At 68.8% G+C, this 19,778-nt stretch carries 14 protein-coding genes and 2 pseudogenes; 13 read left to right on the forward strand and 3 right to left on the reverse strand.

The window, feature by feature from the left end; translation table 11 throughout:
- From AC061S_RS42305 to AC061S_RS42325, 5 genes and pseudogenes are all read left to right on the forward strand, one after another.
- Positions 1 to 586 (forward strand): annotated as a pseudogene (locus AC061S_RS42305) (hypothetical protein); the annotation flags it as partial.
- Positions 587 to 833: 247 nt separating this feature from the next.
- A complete protein-coding gene (locus tag AC061S_RS42310; RefSeq protein ID WP_478691198.1) occupies positions 834 to 1,568 on the forward strand; it encodes a TnsA-like heteromeric transposase endonuclease subunit in 735 nt (244 codons plus the stop codon).
- Positions 1,565 to 4,000: a transposase family protein gene (locus AC061S_RS42315; protein WP_478691199.1), complete on the forward strand. Its 2,436-nt coding sequence runs from the start codon at positions 1,565 to 1,567 to the stop codon at positions 3,998 to 4,000. Before AC061S_RS42310 ends, AC061S_RS42315 begins: the two co-directional genes overlap by 4 nt.
- A 143-nt stretch (positions 4,001 to 4,143) precedes the next feature.
- On the forward strand, positions 4,144 to 5,082 hold the full coding sequence (locus tag AC061S_RS42320) for an ATP-binding protein (RefSeq protein WP_478691200.1): 939 nt from the start codon (positions 4,144 to 4,146) through the stop codon (positions 5,080 to 5,082).
- Between the two features lie 220 nt (positions 5,083 to 5,302).
- Complete coding sequence (locus tag AC061S_RS42325) at positions 5,303 to 6,205, forward strand: IclR family transcriptional regulator domain-containing protein (RefSeq protein WP_478691201.1); 903 nt, start codon at positions 5,303 to 5,305, stop codon at positions 6,203 to 6,205.
- 88 nt (positions 6,206 to 6,293) lie between these two features.
- Here the strand turns inward: AC061S_RS42325 and AC061S_RS42330 are convergent, their stop codons facing one another.
- The 3 genes and pseudogenes from AC061S_RS42330 to AC061S_RS42340 form a co-directional block, all read right to left on the reverse strand.
- Complete coding sequence (locus AC061S_RS42330; RefSeq protein WP_478691211.1) at positions 6,294 to 6,449, reverse strand: hypothetical protein; 156 nt, start codon at positions 6,447 to 6,449, stop codon at positions 6,294 to 6,296.
- A gap of 86 nt (positions 6,450 to 6,535) precedes the next feature.
- A pseudogene (locus AC061S_RS42335) lies at positions 6,536 to 6,649 on the reverse strand (non-homologous end joining protein Ku); the annotation flags it as partial.
- Between the two features lie 161 nt (positions 6,650 to 6,810).
- The gene (locus AC061S_RS42340) at positions 6,811 to 7,251 is read right to left on the reverse strand and encodes a DUF5959 family protein (protein ID WP_478691202.1); all 441 of its coding nucleotides are present in this window, start codon (positions 7,249 to 7,251) and stop codon (positions 6,811 to 6,813) included.
- Positions 7,252 to 7,759: 508 nt separating this feature from the next.
- Between AC061S_RS42340 and AC061S_RS42345 the strand changes: the two genes are divergently transcribed.
- From AC061S_RS42345 to AC061S_RS42380, 8 genes are all read left to right on the forward strand, one after another.
- On the forward strand, positions 7,760 to 9,517 hold the full coding sequence (locus tag AC061S_RS42345; RefSeq protein ID WP_478691203.1) for an RNase A-like domain-containing protein: 1,758 nt from the start codon (positions 7,760 to 7,762) through the stop codon (positions 9,515 to 9,517).
- 10 nt (positions 9,518 to 9,527) lie between these two features.
- A complete protein-coding gene (locus tag AC061S_RS42350) occupies positions 9,528 to 10,190 on the forward strand; it encodes a hypothetical protein (RefSeq protein ID WP_478691204.1) in 663 nt (220 codons plus the stop codon).
- Between the two features lie 22 nt (positions 10,191 to 10,212).
- Positions 10,213 to 10,617 carry a WXG100 family type VII secretion target gene (locus AC061S_RS42355; RefSeq protein WP_478691205.1) on the forward strand — a complete coding sequence of 135 codons (405 nt, stop codon included), beginning with the start codon at positions 10,213 to 10,215 and terminating at the stop codon, positions 10,615 to 10,617.
- 12 nt (positions 10,618 to 10,629) lie between these two features.
- Positions 10,630 to 10,941 (forward strand): WXG100 family type VII secretion target, encoded by a 312-nt coding sequence (locus tag AC061S_RS42360; protein ID WP_478691206.1) that lies wholly within the window; start codon positions 10,630 to 10,632, stop codon positions 10,939 to 10,941.
- Between the two features lie 7 nt (positions 10,942 to 10,948).
- The gene (locus AC061S_RS42365; protein ID WP_478691207.1) at positions 10,949 to 11,299 is read left to right on the forward strand and encodes an RNase A-like domain-containing protein; all 351 of its coding nucleotides are present in this window, start codon (positions 10,949 to 10,951) and stop codon (positions 11,297 to 11,299) included.
- Positions 11,300 to 11,309: 10 nt separating this feature from the next.
- The gene (locus tag AC061S_RS42370) at positions 11,310 to 11,981 is read left to right on the forward strand and encodes a contact-dependent growth inhibition system immunity protein (RefSeq protein ID WP_478691208.1); all 672 of its coding nucleotides are present in this window, start codon (positions 11,310 to 11,312) and stop codon (positions 11,979 to 11,981) included.
- Positions 11,982 to 12,285: 304 nt separating this feature from the next.
- Entirely contained in the window at positions 12,286 to 19,023 is a 6,738-nt protein-coding gene (locus AC061S_RS42375; protein WP_478691209.1) for a polymorphic toxin-type HINT domain-containing protein, read from the forward strand.
- Entirely contained in the window at positions 19,020 to 19,256 is a 237-nt protein-coding gene (locus AC061S_RS42380) for a hypothetical protein (RefSeq protein WP_478691210.1), read from the forward strand. Before AC061S_RS42375 ends, AC061S_RS42380 begins: the two co-directional genes overlap by 4 nt.
- Positions 19,257 to 19,778 lie beyond the last annotated feature (522 nt).

Consider the following 19,778-nt stretch of genomic DNA (forward strand, 5'->3'; position numbering starts at 1 on the left):
ACTGTGCGCGGCAGCACGGGGCGGGGACAGGGGCGAGATCTGGCTCATCTGGCCAGAACGGTGGAAGATCTGCGATCGGCACGGCCGGTTCACCCACGTACGCCAGGCCGCACCGGGCGGCGTGGACATGGCCCCGCTGCCGGAGACGGTCGACGCGCACCGTCGGCGGGGCCGGCTTGAGCGGCGTTACGGGTCGGCCGGGGCGGCTCTGGTCGCGGATGCCTTCGCCGTCACGGGGTGGTGGTGGCGCCGCGACCCTGTGACCCGCCGGTGGACGGACCGGGCCGGCCGGGGAGGGCTGGAGCCCGGGAACATCGAGACGGCATGGCTGCTGGTGTACCCGGAAGCGCTGCGGGTGGCCAGGGCTCTGCTGCGTTACGAGCAGCAGCGAGCCGCACAGCCCCGTGGCCCCTGGCCGTCAGCCGAGGGCGAACTGGTGGCCGAGGTGTCCCGGCTCGCGAGTGAGCTGGGACTGCCACCGGGCAGATGGCGGAGTGGCTCACCCGGCACCACAAGTGCGTGCCGGCCGCAGGGGGCGGCGAAGACAGCGACCGGCGTCGCGGCCGACGGCCGGTCACGGCCCTGATCCATCACGGCGAGGAGAACCCGGCATCACCCGGGCACTGCTGTCTGCCCTGGGACTGGAGCGATCCGTTCACCGCGGTTTGAAGTCCCGCCCGGGTGGCCCCCCCTTGATTCGCACGCACGCCCGCACGCTTCCCCCGTTCGGAGGCGGGAACGGCAAGTGGCTGCGTCCGCCGCTGTGGTGCGCGGATGCTGGAGCGGGCCTGCGCACGGCGCGGCCCGTGGCACCGTTGAAGGGGGTGGCGGACATGCCCGAGACCCAGGTGACCGCGGGCGACATCGTCGTCCGCTACCTCGACCGCTTCGGCCGGCGGCGCGAACTCGCGGTGACCGAGGCCGCCGCAGTGCCGTTCGAGGAACTGGCCCCGCTGAACCGACCGGTCCCCTACCCGGGACGGAACTCGTTCGTCACCAACGCATGGGCATCCGCCACCGACCAGTCCCTGGCGTGCGGATCGCTGCGTCAGCAGCACTGCGCCATCCTCCTGGACCGCGACCCGCAGGTGGGGCTGCGCAGCGCCGGGCCCATGGAACTGCACTGGACCCGCCAAGGACGCCGCCACAGCATGCGGCCGACGTTCGTCGCCTCCCGGGCAGGGCGGCGCGAGGTGATCTGTGTACAGCCGGACGAGCTCACCGACCGGTGGAGGTCCGAGCAGGAAGTGTTGGCCGTGGCGGCGGCAGCGGCCGGCTGGAAGACCCGGGTGCTGGTGCCACCCGCCGGGGTGGCCCTGGACAACCTGCAACTCCTCTACGCCGCCCGCAGTCCGCGGTGGCTCACGGCCGGGCAGGACCAGTTGCTGGCCAAGCAGTTCACCTCGCCGCGCACCATCCGTTCCGGGGTGCGTGCCGCCGCCCTGCCCCCGCTGTCGGGGCTGGACCTCGCCTATCACCTGATCTGGGCGCAGCGTCTGCACACCGACATGAGCGCCCCGCTCACCCCGTCGTCGACGGCATGGGCCCACCCGGGAGAGGTCGCATGACCGCGGTATCTCAGCACGCCGCAGGCGCCACAGCGCCCGCGGCTGCCGACACCCTCGCTCTGGGGGACACCATCCGCTTCCGCGGTGCCCTCTGGACGGTCACCGCCTTCCACGGACCACGCCTCTTCCTCGACACCGCACAACCAGTGGAACCTGTGGACCCGGTAGAGCCGGTAGAGCCGGTAGAGCCGCTGATCATCCTGCAGACGGCCGTGACCTGTGCCCCCGACTTCGCCGTACTGGGCCGGGCGGCGCCGCGCAGTGCGCTGCCCGGGCGCACCGGTGAGTTCAGTGCCCTGCCACGCGACGTGCGCAAGGCCGCCGAGAAGTGGGAGCGGCACGTCAAAGAGGTACTGCACGAGCAGGCCCCGAACGTTCCAGCCACCACCGCGCCCAAGCCGGCCTTCGACCCGCAGCACCGCACCTTGCGCCAGCGGTACCAGGCCAAGGCCGCCCAGCTCACCCAGGCCGGAGTCCCGGTGTCCGCGGCCACCGTCGAACGAAAGTGCGCGGCCTGGCGCAAAGAAGACCTGATGGGCCTGGTCGACAAACGACACCTGCGCGCCGCGGCCCCACATGGACGCGTCGACCCGCGAGTGATCGACATCGTGTGGGAGGTCTTGGACGACGAACGCGAGCGGGGCCTGTCACCGGGAACCCTGTCCAGGCTGATCGACCGGGTGGAGCAGACGATTCGGGCCCGCTACGCACACCTGCTCGCCGACCCGGACACCGCCCGGGGGCTGGTGAACAGTCCGGCGACGTTCTACCGGCTGCTGGACCGGCTGGGGATCACCGCGCAGAACGCACACACCGCCGCTGCCCGGCGCGCGGCCGGATCCGCGATCTCTGCAGAGCGGCCCGGCTCCCGGCGGGCGACCTGGGCCCGCTGGCCCGGGGACCTGGTGCAGATCGACACCACGGGGCTGGATGTCCTCGTCCTCGGGGACGACGGACGGGTCATCTCCGTGGAGGCCACGATCGCGATCGATGTGGCCACCCGCAGCATCGTCGGATCACTGATCGTGCCCAAGCGGGCCGGCCGCAGTGGCGGGGGCGGCCGGTGGCTCGCCGGGCGGGCCACCCGCTCCTTCGACACCATGCAGGTCGTCGCCCAGACCACGGCCCCGCTGCCCGCACGGCCCGGCTGGGCGCCGGAAACCTTCGCGGAAGGATCCGACCTTCCCTTCGAGGCCCTCCTGGCCGCGGACCCCCGCTTCGCCGGCGCCGCCGCCCGGCCCGTCATCAAGCCCGAGACCCTCGTCATCGACCACGGCTCCCCCTACATTTCGGCGGACTTCACCCGCGCCTGCCACTCCCTGGGCATCGAGGTACGCGAGGCACGGCTGCGCACCGCTGTCGACAAGGCCATCGTGGAGCGCGCCATGCGGGCGGTGAAGACCGGCTTCAGCCAGCACCTGGCCACCTACACCCACCACCGCCTGGACCTGCGCGGCAAACGCCTCCGCAAGCAGCCGCTGTGGACGATCCCGCAGCTCCAGGACCTGTTCGAGCAGTGGGTGGTCCTTGGCTGGCAGCAAACCCCCCACGGAGCGCTCCGCTCCCCCTTCACCCCCGGGCTGCGCCTGACGCCCAACCAGATGTACGCGGCCCTGGTGTCCCTGCGCGGCTACCGGTCCACCGCCCTGACCCCGCAGGAGAACCGCAAACTGCTGCCGGCGGTGTGGGTCCGGGTCAGCCGCAAGGGCTTCCAGATCAACAACCGCACCTACAACCTCGGCCGGGGAAAACTGGACCCGTGCCGCGGGTCCTCCGGGCTCACAGCCCAGCAGGGCCGCTGGGAGGTCCACTACTCCCCCGACCACCCCGAGGTCGCCTGGCTGTTCAACCACCGGGCCGAACCGGACACCGACCCGTGGATCGAGGTGCCCTTCATCCACCGCCGGCTGCTCGACGACCGGTGGACCGAGGAGACCTGGGCCGAGGCCCTGAACATCCACCTCGCCGGCGGCGGCAGCCGCCGCGACGAGGCCGTCATCACCCGCGTCGCCGCCCAGCTGCTGCGCACCGCCGCTGCCGGCCCCCAGGCCACCCCCGCGAGCAGGCCGGCTCCCCGCGCGGTTATGCCGTCCCGTCCGGTACTGCCGGCGCCGGCCGAGCCCTACGACGACGACATGCCGCCGCTGGACCCGGACTCCGTCCGCCCGTTCCGGTCCCTCGACCGCCCGGCCGGGGACCTCTTCGACACGCCCGAACCCGTCCGGGGCGCGGGCCAGAGCCTTGAGGAGTTCCTGGCATCACTGCCCGGCCTCCACCCGCCCTCCCCCACCGATCCCGGACCCGTGGGCGACACCGACGGCATGCCCCGCCCCAAGGGCGCCTTCGGGGCCGACAACGGCCCCGCCTCTCCATCACCCGGCGCTCTGCCCGGCGATGAACCGGACAGCGCACGGCAAGGAGACGACCGGTGAGAACCCCCGTACGTGACGCTCGAAGCGCCCCACCTCCCGCGCCCGCACCGGTCCTTCCTCCCGGGCCGCCGACCACCCTGCACGGCTGGCGAGCACGCGTGCGCCACCAGCCCTCCCCTCCCCCGATCCCCTCCGCCGGCGACTTGGTCCCCGTCGATGAGGACGACCCCCGGGTCCGCTACCACGCCCAGCTCGGCCTCGTCGAAACCACCGACATCACCACAGGCCTGAAAACCGCACGACGACTGCTGCGTCTCAACGGCGAACGCCGCCACCCGTGCCAGCACGTCGTCATCGACAGCGACTGCCGCGGTACCGGCAAGCGCACCCTGCTGCACCACATCGGGCTGGCGCACCAGGGACGCCGCGAGAAGCTTCACGGCATCGACGACAGCCGCATCCCGGTGGTCTGCGTCAACGCCCCTCCGGAACAGGGCTCACCCGCCGACTGGTCTGCGGCCCTGGCCGTGTTCGTCGGCTGGGACCTGTACCGCCCCGACACAGAGCAACGGCCCCTACAGCGCATGAAGGACTTCACCGGCCCCGCCGTCCACGTGATGCGCCACGCCCGTACGGAGGTCTGCCTGGTCGACGGCATCGACCGGCTGCGGCCCGAGGACCTGCAACCGACCTTCGACTACTTCGACTACCTCGCCGACGAACTGGGCCTGACCGTCTTCTGGAGCGGCATCGGCTCCAGCGACATCCTCCGCGAAGCCCGCGCCGCACGCTTCCCCGCGCTGCGCCGGCCCACCGAGTCCACTGCGCCGATCCGGCCGCGCTCGGTCCCCACCCTCTGGGTCAACCGGCTCCCACCCCGCTGCAAGGAACACCCCGACGAATGGGTCAGCACCCTGGCCACCCTCGACGGCAGGCTCCGCCTGCGGCATCACAAACCGGACAGCCTCCTGGACCACCAGAAGAACCTGTACCAGATCACCGACGGCCTCATGGAGCACCTCACCCCGCTGATCGGCATGGCCGCCCAGCTAGCCATCCTCGACGGCACAGAAGCACTCACCCTCGAAGTCCTCCACGACGCCGCCCGCTACCTCGACCTGCCCCAGGCAGAACAAGCCTGAAGTCAGAACGACCGGCCTGGCACGAACTGCCAGACGTACCACTTCCCGCTTGCCCGCAGACAGCCCCAGACACCAACCACCACTCTCAATACACCTGCGGGACTCTCATCCAACATGCGGCACCACAGGTCAAGACCCCTCTGGCACCCGGAAACAACCCATCACCGAACGTCTCATCGCTCTGCAGCATCACAGGCCAGAGAGACGGCCACACCGCAACATGAATGAGAACGCACAGTGGTCGGCGAATGCGCTGCGCCCGGCGATCCTCACCGACATGGCGCGCTCGCCGAGCCTGCCTGCGCAGCCGCCGCAGGAGCAGGCGATCGCGATCAGGGCCCGTGACCTGCTCCACCACATCCAGCACGCCGGTGGCGTCAGCACCCGCGACCTCGCCCGGCGCACCGGTATGTCGGTGGCGTCAACGGCGTGGCTGCTGCACTGGCTGCGCGCCCAGTACCTCGTCGAGACGGTCGCCGGCGCCCACCTTCCCGGCCCCGTCCTGGAAATGGCGGACCGCCCTGAGCTGCACACGCAGCTCATGCAGCAGACCCTCGACGGTCTGCGCGACCAGCTCCGCGCCGCCGTCTACCTCTCCACCTACACCGACGGCGACATCAACATCCTGCAGTCCTCCCACAGCGACAGAGCCCCAGCCGTCCGCCTCGGAGCCCCCTTCATCGAGACCGGTCACGCGAGCGCGGTCGGTAAAGCCCATCTCGCCGACCTCGACTTCGAAGCCCGCCTCGAGCACCTCACCCGCTACAAGCCCGTCTCCCTTACCCGGCGGACCATCACCGATCCGCGGGTCCTGTTCGACAACCTCGACGGCCACGGCCCCTACGCACCCCAGCTCGACCTCCTCGAGTACTCCACCCACAATCTCTGCGCGGCGATCTCCCTGACCCTGCCCGGCACCGATGCGACCTGTATCGCGCTGGCCCTGCCCACCGACCAGCACCACCGCCTGACCCGTACCGCCGCCGCCCTCAGCCAGGCCTCCACCGGCCTCCTCCTCGCCCGCCTCCTCACCACCACTGCCCGGACGACGAATACCCCCACCACCAGCGGGCCCTGGCCCGTCGAGGACAACCCGACACCCCCTGCCATCGCCCTGCCCTGATCCCACCCCCTACACGAGCGCGGGCCCTCCCACCGGATCCGGTGGGAGGGCCCGCGCCGAAGCCTGTCCGAGGGCCGCTACGTGGTGGTCAGGACGCCCGGTCGAAGGCCAGCACCGGGTTCGGGCAGCCGACCGCGTACCGCAGCAGCGCCTCGAGCTCGGCCTGGTCCACCGCCAGCTCCCACCGGTGCTTGGTCGCCACCCACTCCCCGATGTACCGGCAGTGCACCGCCGGAGTCGGCATCCACGTCGCCGGGTCCGGTTCGAGCGGGCCGTGACCCCAACAAGGGGGGTCACATCGGAGCCGAGGTCGTTGGGTATGTCTTCCTGGCCGAGCTCCTGGCCGTCCAGCTCGCAGATCTTCCGGTACCGGACCCGCCCCCCCCCGTCAGCGACGTGGAACTGCCGGAAGGAGATCGCTTGGCTCTCAATGGCCGGGTACACCTTGACCGGGATGGGCGTGGTGACTGAACTGACCTTGCGAATTCTCAGGTCAGAAATTGGTCGCTGCTGGACGAAGAGCCACGTAGGCGGCCTACTGCGCCGGTCACGGTCGACCTGGGGTCGCTGAGAGGTTGCAGTACTCCGCTGCTGTACCCAGGCAACTACCGCAGTGCAGTCGGGTGCACGTGCTTCCAAGCATTGCGGATTCCACGGAGCAGCTCACGTTGTTCTTCGATCCAACCGCGGTTCACTTCCAGGCTGATGGCCACCCGTGTTGTCTGCTGGTCGGCGACCGTGACAGTGATCTGGTCCTGGTCGTCTTCCCTGTCCACGAGCTGGATGCCAATCTCAGCTACTCGGGCGCACTCGCGCCACACCGCGTCTCGGCCGGCCTCCACCTCGTCCAGCACGTGCTCCCAGGGAGCGAGGTCGTACGGCTCGACGTAGGTGCGAGTGAGTCCGGCCACGAAGTCGTTGTGCACCATCAGCTCGCCGATGGTGTCCGGAATGCCGGACGCTCCGGATTCATCGAGTTCAATGGCCACGCTGCCGCCGTACTTGCCAGTGATCCGCAGCAGAGTGAACCGCTCACGATCTTCCATGTCCCACCCCAGGATGTTGGCTACCCAGCTTTTTGCCGTGCAGCGTACTGGTGTTGCGGTCGGGTGACGGCGTGAGGTCGCAGAAGCAGTTTTGGGCTCGAGCCGCCATGGAACGACGGATCACGGCCCCGTACGCAAGCTCCGTGGAATCGGGCAGGTTGTGCGCCTGCCCGCTGCAGCTCGGATTGGGGCCATGATCCTTAAGTCGGCCCGGCGTCGGCCACTATCGGCCATTCGTTCTACGCCCGGTCCCCTCGATTCCGGGCTGATGTAGCTTGTGCCGACCGGAGTCAGCGGGGGGAGAGACGATGGCGAACGGCAGTGGTTCGGGCACGCTCCGAGGGCGCGTGGCGCATGCACGCGTGTCGCCTACGCCCGTCCTGCCCGGGCCTTGCCGATGAGCACGGCACCGCCCGGGACGCCGTCCCCGCCGCCCGCCACCCCGACTTCCGGCGCTACGCAATTGCCCCAGCCCGGGTCCACCCCCGTCCTTCCTTCGCCGACCCCGGTGGTCCAGCCCGGGCCGCCGCCGACGGTGCACGTCCCGAGCCCGCCGGCGGGACCGCCCCAGCCCGAACAGAACTACCTGCCCCCGCCGCCACCGCCGGTCCCCAGCATCGCCACGAACGGAGTCATCGACGTACGGCCGCACCATCTCTACGCCGTCTCCGACGCGGTGGCCGTCGAGCAGTCCTCCCTGCACAAGGTGGCCCGCGAGCTGCTCGACGTCCTCGGTGGTCTCTCCGGCGCGGGCGGCCGGGGCGCGGCCGCCGCGGACCTGTCCGCCGAGTACGTACGGATATCCAGCCTGTTCTTCACCACCCACGCAAGGATGGTGTCGGGAGTCGGGGGAGCCGCCGTCGGTTTCACCCTGACCGCGAACACCTTCGGCGCGGCGGACGCCGCGAGCCACCCCGGCTCCCCGCCCTTCGCTCCGCGCCAGCCCCCCTGGGTGATCTTCCTCGGCCCCGTCTACGAAGAGGTGCCCAGACTCGGCCACGGCGGCGGGGGATTCGAGGACATCCTGCACGAGCTGGCCGGGGACTACGGGGAAGCGATGATGGCCATCATGCGCCCCTTGATCGAGGAGGCGCTGCCCACCCGGGCCATCGAGATCATGCCCCTGCCGGACTACCAGCGCCTCCACCTGATCTCGCAGGCCTGGCGCAAGTACGTCCTGCCGACCGGCACCGTGGCAAACCAGCTCAATGAAACTGTTCAGCAGATCACGGACAGTTCGGGCGGGAACTCCGCCTGGCACGAGGCGATGATGAGGTTCAGCAGCTCGCTGTGGGGGACGACCGCCTGGGGGCAGGAGCAGCCGACCGGCTGGGAAGGCGAGCCGAAGAGCCTGCGGTGGGGGCACGACGCGCCGGGTAGCCGCATGAGCCGTCCCGTGCTCGCCGTACTGACCTACACGGCCGAGTGCCTGGCCGAGACCCTGCGGCTGTACGCGGAGTCCGCCAAGGCCGTCCGGGACCGGTTGAGGGAGCTGCTCCACCAGGCGATCGTGGACGCGCTCAAGCTGATCGACACGCACGCCGGGCCTTGGGACAACCTCAAGCGCCTGAGCGATCGGGTCTGGAAGGTCGTCAGCAGCGCTTCGGTCGCGGTGATCCTCAACGTCAACGTCCCTGAGGTCAACGCGGCGGTCGACCGGTACGAGGAGCAGCTCCGGCAGCAGCGCACGCAGATCGGCAAGCTGGCGGCGGCTCTGGAGGAGGCTGTGCGCAGCGTCCCCACCTTCATGTCGGAGATGGCCCGGGCCGAGGCCTTCGGCGCGCGCGCCCTCGTCGAGTTCAGTTCCGACTACATGCAGCAGATCAGGGAGAACGCGCCGCCCGGTGCACGCCGCTACCCCATCCTCCTGGCGTCCATGGAAGGGGCCGAGGGGGCCCACACAGTGGACCGGCACGTCGGCCTCACGCCCGACCAGCTCACCCAGCGCCTGCGGGACGAACCGGGGATGGGCTCCGCTTCCACTTACACGTCCCTGAACGACGCCCAGCGGTTCACCCAGGCCGCTCTGGACGATGTGGACAAGGGCCGGGACATCAAGCGGTGGCTCACCAACCGCAGGAAGGACGTGGTGTACAACCCGGATGCCACGTACGGCTTCAACCTGACCATGCCGGAGGTCACGGGGACCGTCCTCGACCGGGGATCCACCGCACCGGCACAGGTCAAGAGCGTGCACCTCGTGCTGCGCTTCGATCCGGTCACCAACATGTTCGTGGTGGTGAGTTCGTATCCGGTACCTCCGTAACATGCGCGGCATGTCAGTTCACACCGATGCGCTGTTCGAAGAGGGTCCGGTCGGCAGGCTCCTCGGTCTGGTAATCGCGGTGCGGGACGAGGGCGGGGACGCGACCCGGCTGGGCGAGGAGCTGGACCGCTTCTGTCGGCTGGTGCGCGACAGCCCCGAGGCCTCGTGGACGATGCCGCTCGCCGCCGTGTCCGAGCTGCTCGACCTGCTGGCGGAGCGGCTGACGGACCCGCGGGCCGGGGCGGTCGGTCCGGCGGTGCGGGGCCGGCTGGAAAAGGCGGCCGGGGACCGGCCCGCGGCCGAGTTCCTTCGGGAGCTGGCCGATCGGCTCCGCGACCAGGACGGCGAACCCTCGCCGGGCCTCGGTGAACTCCCCATGAGCCATTGGGAGGTGTGGATCCGGTTCGCCACGATGGACTGCGTCTCGCACCCCTTCCGGTCCGGAGAGTTCACCCCCGAGGCGGCCTCGAAGGTGGTTGCCGCGAGCCGGCACCCCCACGAGTGCCACACCGTGACGGCAGCCGTGGCGGCGGAGGTCCAGCGGGCCCTGCTGACCTTCAGCACCCCGGAGGAGCTCGACGCGGCGCTCGGTTCCTTCCTCTCCTGGGTGACCCACGACACACTCCAACTGCTGCTCCGGGCGATCCTGGAGCACTTCGCCGACGAACACTGACCGCACAGGAGGGACCAGCCCGGTGAACAACGCCGACCTCGCCGTCACCGACGTGGACCTGACGCGGCTCGCGGACGAGCTGGGCGCGATGCAGCGCCACCTGGACCGACAGGTGCGCCGGATGGACGCCGTCGTGGACCGGGCGGAAGCCCGGTGGCAGAGCACGGCGGCTTCCGCCTACCGCACGGTCCATCGGAAGGCCGGGGAGGACGCCGTACGCATCCGGGACATCCTCGCCCTGCTCGAGCAGGCCGTACGGATGAGCCGCGACGGTTTCACCCAGCAGGAACTGGACGTTCTCCAGAGCATGCAGCGGGTCCAGCAGTCCGCCGACGCGGCAGCCGAGGTCCGTGCCCTGTCTGGTGAGGCCCCGACGGACACCACGGGACCTGCTGCGGCACCACGCAGCCGGATCCACGACATATAGGAGGCACAGCCGATGCCCGACACGCCCGAACTGCCAAACATCACCGTGCACCTGGGGGCGCTGCGCGAGATCGCGGACGAGATGGAGTCGATCCTGCGCGCGCTCAACGAGCGCCTCGAGGACCTGTACTCCCGCACCGAGCCCGTGGTCCTGAGCTGGCGGGGCACCGGCCGCGAGACCTTCGTCGACCAGCTCGACCGGTGGGACCGCGAGATGCAGGACCTCCAGGCGGCCCAGGCATGGCTACATTCCCTCGTCGTCACCGGCCACGCCAACTACTCGGCCGCGCAGCGCGCCGTACTGAGCGGCTGGGGAGGTGCCTGAGGTGCCGATGACCGGGACTCCTCGGCCCACGACCGGCGCCCTCCCCAGCAGCCCGGCCCTACCGGTTCGCGCCGCCGCCTACCCGGACCGGGAGACCGCGCAGTGGGCCACCCAGCAGGTCGTGAACCTGAACGAGCAGCTCATCCACCACTGGCTGGCGCGGCCGGGACGCCGGCGGCTCGTCATCGAGGCCGCCTGGCCCTCGCGCCCGGATCCCGTCGGCGTGGTGCAGCTCCGGGCCATGGTGCTGGCGGGCTTGGACGCCGTCGAGACGCGCGCCGCGCGGGTGATCCTCGAGCGGGACGGCACGGCTCCCCACGGGTTCGTCGTGCACTCCACCTTCCCCTTTTATCTGTAGAGGACCCCCGTTGCCGCTGCACCCCGCTGACCACGACCGGAAGTACGGCGCGATGGACCAGGTCCTGCGGAGCCACTTCGGCCGTTCCCCGCACGACCCTGCCGCCCTCGACGCCTATCTGCGCCACACCTGGCGGACCGGGCAGCCCTGGGCGATCGCGGTCGCCGAGGCCCAGCTGAGGGAGTTCGCGCAGAACCCTCCCGGGCGGGTGCGGATGCGGCTCGGCGAGTTCTACGAACCACCGGACCTCGGCCTGGCCGGCGGAGAGTTCAGCGACTGGCTGCTGGCCCTCGCCGACCGGCTCGCCGAGAGCCTCGCGCAGGGTCCGGGCAGTGCCCAGGGGGATCCCATCCCACCCGTCACGCGCTGGGAGTGGCGTGCGCGCTTCCCGGAGCTGGGCCAGTTCCTCGGTGGGTGGTTCTCCCAGGACATGCCGGAGGAGTTTCGCGACCATGCCACCGCGGTCCAGGACTACCTCGACTCCACCGACGGTGTCCTCCTGGCGCGGCTGACGGGCGAACTACACGAGCTGCTCGCCCTCCCCCTCGACGAGTCCGCGCTGGCCCTGGCCGTCGCCACTCTGGGCATGGAGGTCGATCCGCCCGCCCCCTACAGCGTGGGCGCCTGGCTGGAGGCCTTGGCCGGCGTAGCCTCCGCGACGGCGATCCCGCGCCCCTCCTGAATCGGCGTGCGCGATGCGGCCCCGGTGGTCGCTGCACGGAGCGGACCGGTCAGCCGACCGGTCCGGCACCGGGCCGAGGCCGTACGCGCGCACCGGGCCGGTCGGGGTTCCGGGGTCAGGAGATCCCGTAGGTTCCGTCGAGGCGGGCCCGGCCGACGACGTGGCCGGTGATGGCGGTGATCGTCTGGCCGAGGGTAAAGCCGTCGGGCAGGTCGGCGGCGCGAAGGGCTGGAAGACGTAGGCATACGGTCCGTGGGACCGGACCGGCATCGGTCCGGAGTAGGCGCGGCGCTCGAGCGGGCCCTTGACCGTTTCCCTGCTCGCTGGCCCGGCCTGGGCCGGCCCCGCCGTCGTCAAACCGCGCCCCGTCGAGAAGACCAAGTCCGTCCCGGGCAAGGACGCCAAGCCCAGCCCGAAGAAGGCTCCGGCCAAGGCGCCGAAGTGGAAACCGTCACCCGTCAGCTGGCCCGCCGCCGGTAGCGCGGAAGTCGCACTGCCCGCCGCCTCGGCGTCGGCGAAGGCAAATCCCGTCGCTCCGGTGAAGGCCGGCTCCCTGCCTGTCCGCGTCGCACAGCCCGCCCCGGCCGCACAGGCTGGGGGCGCCGCATCCGGGGCTTCAGGTAAGAGTGCCCCTGCCGGCCCGTCGCGGGTCAGGGTCACCGTCGCCGACCGAAAGGCCACCCAGCAGGCCGGGATCAACGGCCTGCTGCTGTCGGTCAAGCGCACCGACGGATCTGCCGCGGCCGCGACCACCCAGGTCGAAGTCGACTACACGAAGATCAAGGACGCGTTCGGTGCGACCTGGGGCTCCTCGCTGAGGCTCAGCCTGGTGCCCGACTGTGCGCTGACGACGCCGTCGAAGCCGGAGTGCCTGCAGCGCACACCGCTGGCCTCGCGCAACGACGTGAAGTCCTCGTCGTTGAGTGCCTCCGTGGACCTGCCCGCGACGGCGGCACCGAGCTCCCTGCTGAAGTCGGGGCCCGGCACGCTGGCCGCGCCTGCGGGCGGTACGGCGGTCCTGCTCGCGGATGCCGCCCCGGACAGCTCCGAAGGATCGTTCAAGGCCACGTCCCTCGCCCCATCCGGCTCCTGGTCGGCTGGCGGGAACTCCGGCTCGTTCGCCTGGAACATCCCCATCGGCGTGCCTCCGGCGCCCGGCGGGCTCGCGCCGAAGGTGGCCCTGAACTACAGCTCGTCCTCCGTGGACGGCCGTACCGGCTCCACCAACAACCAGTCCTCGTGGGTCGGTGAAGGCTGGGAGTACAACCCCGGCTTCATCGAGCGCACGTACGCCTCGTGTGAGAACGACAAGCAGGGCGGCAACAACAGCTCCATCAAGAGCGGCGACCTGTGCTGGAAGTCGGAGAACGCGACGATGTCGCTGAACGGCTCCAGCTCCGAGCTGCTTTGGGTCGGCAAGGACGTGTGGAAGCTGTCCAACGACGACGGCTCCCGTGTGGAGCGGATCTACGACTCCCCGGGCAACGGCTCCGGCGACGCCGACTCCGAGTACTGGAAGGTCACCACCGGCGACGGCACGCAGTACTGGTTCGGGAAGAACCGCCTGCCCGGCTGGACCACCGGCGACGAGGAAACCAAGTCCGTCAACGCCGTCCCCGTCTTCGGCAACCACGCCGGCGAACAGGGTCACGCGGCGGACTTCGCGTCCTCCAGTGAGATGCAGGGCTGGCGGTGGAACCTCGACTACGTCGTCGACCCGCACAACAACGCCATGGCCTTGTACTACACCAAGTACAACAACTACTACGCGAAGAACGGGAAGATCGACGCCCCGGTCATCTACACCCGCGACAGCGTCCTGAGGAAGATCTCCTACGGCCTGCGCGCCGGCCAGGTCTACACCCCGGCCCTCGCTCCGGCCCAGGTCAACTTCACCACGGACCAACGCTGCGAGGCAACCACCTGCACCTTCGACGACGACCACGCCATCGACTGGCCCGACGTCCCGGTCTACCTGATCTGCAAGGACGCCACCACACAGTGCCTGCAGGGCGCGCCGACATTCTGGTCGAGCAAACGCCTCACGGCCATCGACACGGTCGCCCTGTCGGGCGGCGCGCACGTGCCGGTGGACACCTGGACGCTGAAGCAGTCCTACCCGCCCACCGGCGACGAGACCAAGCCGGCCCTCTGGCTGGGCTCGGTCACCCACACCGGCAAGGCCGGCGCGCTGGGCGACAGCACCCCGCTCACGACCACCTTCACCGGTGACCTGCTGCCCAACCGGGTCGACTCGGCCGAGGGACGGCCTCCGATCTTCAAGACGCGCCTCACCGAAGTAATCAACGAGACCGGCGGCAAGATCCTCGTCACCTACACCGACAAGGACTGCACCCCCACCAGCCTCCCCACCGCCGATAACAGCAACACCAGGCGCTGCTACCCGTCCTGGTGGACCCGCGACGGCGGCCAGGATCCGGTCAAGGACTACTTCCACAAGTACCTCGTCCAAACCGTCGAAGAATCCGACGTCACCCCCGGCACCGGATCCCCGTCCAAAACCACCAAGTACGTCTACGTCGGCGCCGCAAACTGGGCACGCGACGAGAGCGAGTTCACCCTCGACAAGCAGCGCACCTGGAACGACTTCCGCGGCTACCGCACCGTCCGTACCCTGACCGGCACCGCACCCAACCGACTGCGGACCGAAAACGACTACTACCTCGGCACGGGCGCCACGATCAACGGGGTCGCCGACCGGCGTGACTTCGCGGGCAAGGTCTCCGAGACCCGCACCCTCGACGGCGAAGCCGGCCCCGTGGTGGAGAAGACAACCCACACCCCCTGGGTATCGCCCCTCAACGCCTCGCAGGCTGTTGTGGGCATCACCGACCCCGACCCCGAGGCCCCCGACAAGGGTCCGACGCTGGCATCCAAGGAAGCCCGGTACTCCGGAACCAAGACCACCGTCGCCAGCAAGCTCCTCGCTGACGGCACCTGGCAGGCTTCCACCACCACCCGCGGCTACGACACGGCCTACGGCCTGCTCGAGACCGAAGGCAACGACGGAGCCGGCACCACCGAGACCACCTGCAAGGTCACCCAATACGTGGCCCCTGACACGGTGAACTGGCTGGTCGCCTACCCGAGGCAGGTGACCTCCACCACCGCCACCCCGTGCTCGGAAACCATCTCGGCCACTTCTGTAACCGGCGCCGCCAGGACCTCCTACGACGGCCAAGCGGTCGGCACAGCCCCCAAGCCTGGTCTGGCCAACGCCACGAAGGCCGAGCAGGTATCCAAGCTGGACGCAAACAGCCAGCTCGTCTGGGAAACCACCGGACAGGCCACCCACGACCAGTACGGGCGCGCCCTGACCTCCAAAGGCCAGGACGGTGAGACCACCACCATGGTCTACACCCCGGCCACTGGCGCACAGCCGACCAAGATCACCGTCACCGACCCTAAGGGCCACATCAGCAGTACTACCTTTGACGGCCTGCGTGGTCTGGTCCTGACCACCACGGATGCGAACAGCCGAACCGGCACATCCCAGTACGACTCACTCGGACGCCTCGTCAAGGGCTGGGCAGCCGGCCGGCCGACCACCGAGCAGCCCAACGTCACCTACACGTACAAGCTCTCCTCAACGGCTTCCTCTACCGTCACGGCGAAGAAGCTCTACGAGAACGGCACCTGGGGCACCTCAGTCAGCCTCTACGACGCCCTACTTCGCCCCCGCCAGACACAGACCGACGCCATCGGAGCCCCCGGGCGAATCGTCACCGACACCTTCTACGACGCATACGGGCGCGTCCGCCGGACCAACGCCCCTTACTACAACGACAAGCCGGCCAGCACAGCGCTGAACACCACCATCGACAGCGACATCCCCAGCGCCACCGAAACCCTCTACGACAACCGCGGCCGCGCCACCGCCTCCGTCCTGCTCGGCAAGAACATCGAGAAGTGGCGCACCACCACCACCTACGGACCCGACTGGCAGGCCGTCGTCCCACCGCAAGGCGGAACCGCGACCCTGGCCGTCACCGACGCACGCGGACGCGTGATCGAGCGGCGCGACTACAAGGACCGCACCCCCGGCATCGGCGACGCGGCCACCCTGTACGAGAAGCACACCTACACCTACGACCGCGCCGGCAAGCTGGCGAAGATCGCCGACAACTCCGGGCGCAACACCTGGACCTACAGCTACGACCTGCTGGGACGCCAGACCGAGACGACGGACCCGGACAAGGGCAAGTCCACCACCGCCTACGGCCCCGACGGCCGGCCGCAGAGCGTCACCGACGCGCGCGGCATCACGCTCGCCACGACCTACGACGAGCTCGGCCGCCCGACCAGCCTGCACAAGGACACGATCACCGGCACCAAGCTCGCCGGCTGGGCCTACGACACCGCCACCAATGGCAAAGGCCTGCCCCACAGCACCACCCGCTACGACGGCACCGCCGCCTACACCAGCACCGTCATCGGCTACGACACCAGCGGCCGACCGACCGGCACCAAGGTCACCGTCCCCAGCGTCACGGGCGAGGAAGAACTCGCCGGCAGCTACACCCTGACCGGCACCGCCACCCCCGTCAGCGGACTCCCCAAAACCACCACCTACAGCACCAGCAACGGCAAGGCCACCACGGCTCTCCCGGCCGAAACGGTCACCAACAAATACGCGGAGCAGGACCAGCTGTCGGTGGTTGACGGCAACCTGTCCCAGGTCTACCTGCAAGGCGCCTTGTACACCGTCTTCGGCGAAGTCGAGGACACAACCTTCGGCAACCTCAGCACCACCATCGGCAGCACCCTCACCTACGACCCCCTGACCCGACGCGTCGCGCAGTCCAGCACCAGCCGCGACCTCGCCGGTCCAGCCTCCCTTTCGAAGATCAGCTACACCTACGACCCGGCCGGCAACATCACCCGCATCAACGACAAGCAAGACGACGCCGCAGTCAACGACGACCAGTGCTTCACCTACGACTGGGCACGCCGCATGACTGAGGCCTGGACCTCGGGTGACAACTGCGCCACCAAGCCTGTCAACGGTGCCGGCACCCCCGTCCTGGGCAGCGTCGACCCGTACTGGACCAGCTGGACGTTCACCGACACCGGCCAGCGGGCGACGGAGAAGCAGCACAAGGCCGGCCCCGTCACCGCAGACACCCTGCGCACCCACACCTACCCCACCGGCACCACCGCGGGCCACGAACTCCTGAAGGTCACCGCCACCGGCGGTACAACCGGGACCGACACCTTCACCTACGACACCACTGGAAATCTCACCAGCAAGGACACCGCGGCTGCCGCCGCACAGACCCTGACGTGGAACGACGAGGGCAAACTCGCCTCGTCCACGGTCTCCGGCGCCACCACGTCGTTCCTCTACGACACGGCTGGCACCCGGATCCTCAAGCGCGAACCAGCCACCACCACGCTCTACCTCCCCGGCGGCCAGGAACTCATCCTGACCAAGGCCACCAACACCGTCACCGGAAACCGCTACTACACCTTCCCCGGCGGCACGGCCATCCGCTCCAGCACCGACGGACGCGTCCGCTTCCTCATCGCCGACCACCACGGCACCAACACCCTCTCCATCAGCGCCGCCACCCTCCCCTACAACCGCCGCAAATCCCTCCCCTACGGCGCCCAACGCGGCGCAGCCCCCGCCTTCTGGCCCGGCCAGAAGGGATTCGTCGGCGGAGACACCGACACCACCACCGGCTTCACCCACATCGGCGCCCGCGAATACGACCCCACCACCGGCCAATTCATCAGCGTCGACCCAATTCTGAGCGTCGACCTGCCCCAGTCCCTCAACGGATACGGCTACGCCGGCAACAGCCCCATCACCAAGTCCGACCCCACGGGCCTGTGCGAGGACTCGGGTGCCGGGCACTGCGTCTCCGACACCGCATGGACGCCCGCGGGCGACATCAAGGACGACGGCGGCTACTACGACGAACCCGGCAAGGGAACCACACCCCCGAAAACCGGTGGCACCAACCAGCACGTCAAGCCGGGCAAGGGCGCCCGCGGACGTCTGGCAAGGGTCAAGCCGGAGCTAGAGCTATCACCCGTGGAGGCGGCCGTTACGAAAGAGGTTGCCATTGGAGCGTGCGGCTGGGTGCCCGGCGTCGGGATTGCCTGCGACATCTACGACCTCAATCGATCCATCGACGAAGGCGATGCGGCCGGGATAGCAATCGGCGGTGTCGGATTCCTGCCTTTCGGGGATATCGCGAAACTCGGGAAGCAAGGTAAGCGCATCGATGAGATAACCGATACGGCCGCCGGCTGCAAGAAATGCTTCCTCGCCGGAACCAAAGTTCTCATGGCCGACGGCAAGACTAAAAATATCGAAGACGTCAAACTTGGAGATAAGGTAAAGGCTACCGACCCCGAAACCGGTGAAACAGGCGTCCGTGAAGTAACCCGCCTAATCATCACCGAGGACGACAAGCAGTTCAACACTCTCTCCATCGCCACCGAAGACGGCATCAAGGAACTCACTGCAACACACGAACACCCCTTCTGGTCCCCCTCAGCCAACGCCTGGGTAGACGCGCGAGAGCTGACGCCCGGCTCTACGCTGCTGACCGACCAGGGGAAGACCGTCATCGTTACGGCCAACAAGCCCTACACCCAGCACGCCCGCACCTACAACCTCACCGTCGACGACCTCCACACATACTATGTACTGGCGGGCAAAACCCCCATCCTTGTTCATAACTCAAATTGCCTGCCGTCAGGGCCGCAGCCCGTGGACAAGGACATGATGGATAGGAGCTGGCGTAGGCATTTCGAATCCATGCCCGACTTTGGTGATTCAGTATGGGCCGGGAACGGCGGACCGGATAAGCGAGGGGCACTCAAACTCAAGACTCCGGAGCACGTTTCATTCGTCAGCGGAACTCTTGGAATGAATGACAGGGAGGCTCGAAACTGGGCAAACTTCTACACCAACGTCTACAACGACTCCGTAGCGCGAGGGAAAAGCATCAACGTCAACGCTCAGAGCAGGGCCATACTCATGCACTACCTTGCGGATAACCTATGAGAGGCTTCAAGGTAGTAGCAGACAGGGATATGCCAATTATCTTCGAACCCACGGGTGCCGACTATGAGTTGCGGAAGGGAAAGTCTATCCGCATCCACTGGGTCGGCGATGGTGACGAGGGGATCATTAGAATCCAGTCAGGTGTCATGGAAATCTGGGCGCCTAGCGACGGCTACACGCGGGCGTGGGAGGAAGGCGGGGCAGAAATCTACATCGGCCCGGAATCCGAATAGCTGAACCATTGGCGCTGCCCTTGAATTACCGGCGCCACGATGTCCCCGCCCGGAATCATCTGACGCCGTTGGCTATTTCGGGGCGTGCGTGACGTCGGTCCCCAAAACCCAGTTGTGGTCCTGGGGACCGACGTTGTCGTTTGGCGTGGGTGCAGGACGCCCACCACTCACGGGTCTCATGAAAATTCGCGCCACTCCCGGGATCCAGATACACCGGCCTCGGCTCACTCCCATCAGCCTGCACCGCGTCCGCCCACCCCTCATGCGAGGACCCGAACTCCTCCGACACCCACCCCATAACCCCTCCTGCTCCCAGACCGGCGAGGTCGCCCCCGCACTCAGAACCCGTTGTTGTTCCGAACGTGATTGTTGAGTTTCCGCTGGTGGGAGTAGGCGTCGTTCAGTCGAGGGCAGGGATGGAGCGTCCTGTTTCTCGTTGAGCGTGCGGGGTGGCTGATGGCGTCGGTGCTGGGTCTGCTGGAAGCGAAGGAAAAGGCTGCTCGTGAGCGGATCGAGCGGCTG

This window comes from Streptomyces sp. CA189, assembly GCF_056428985.1.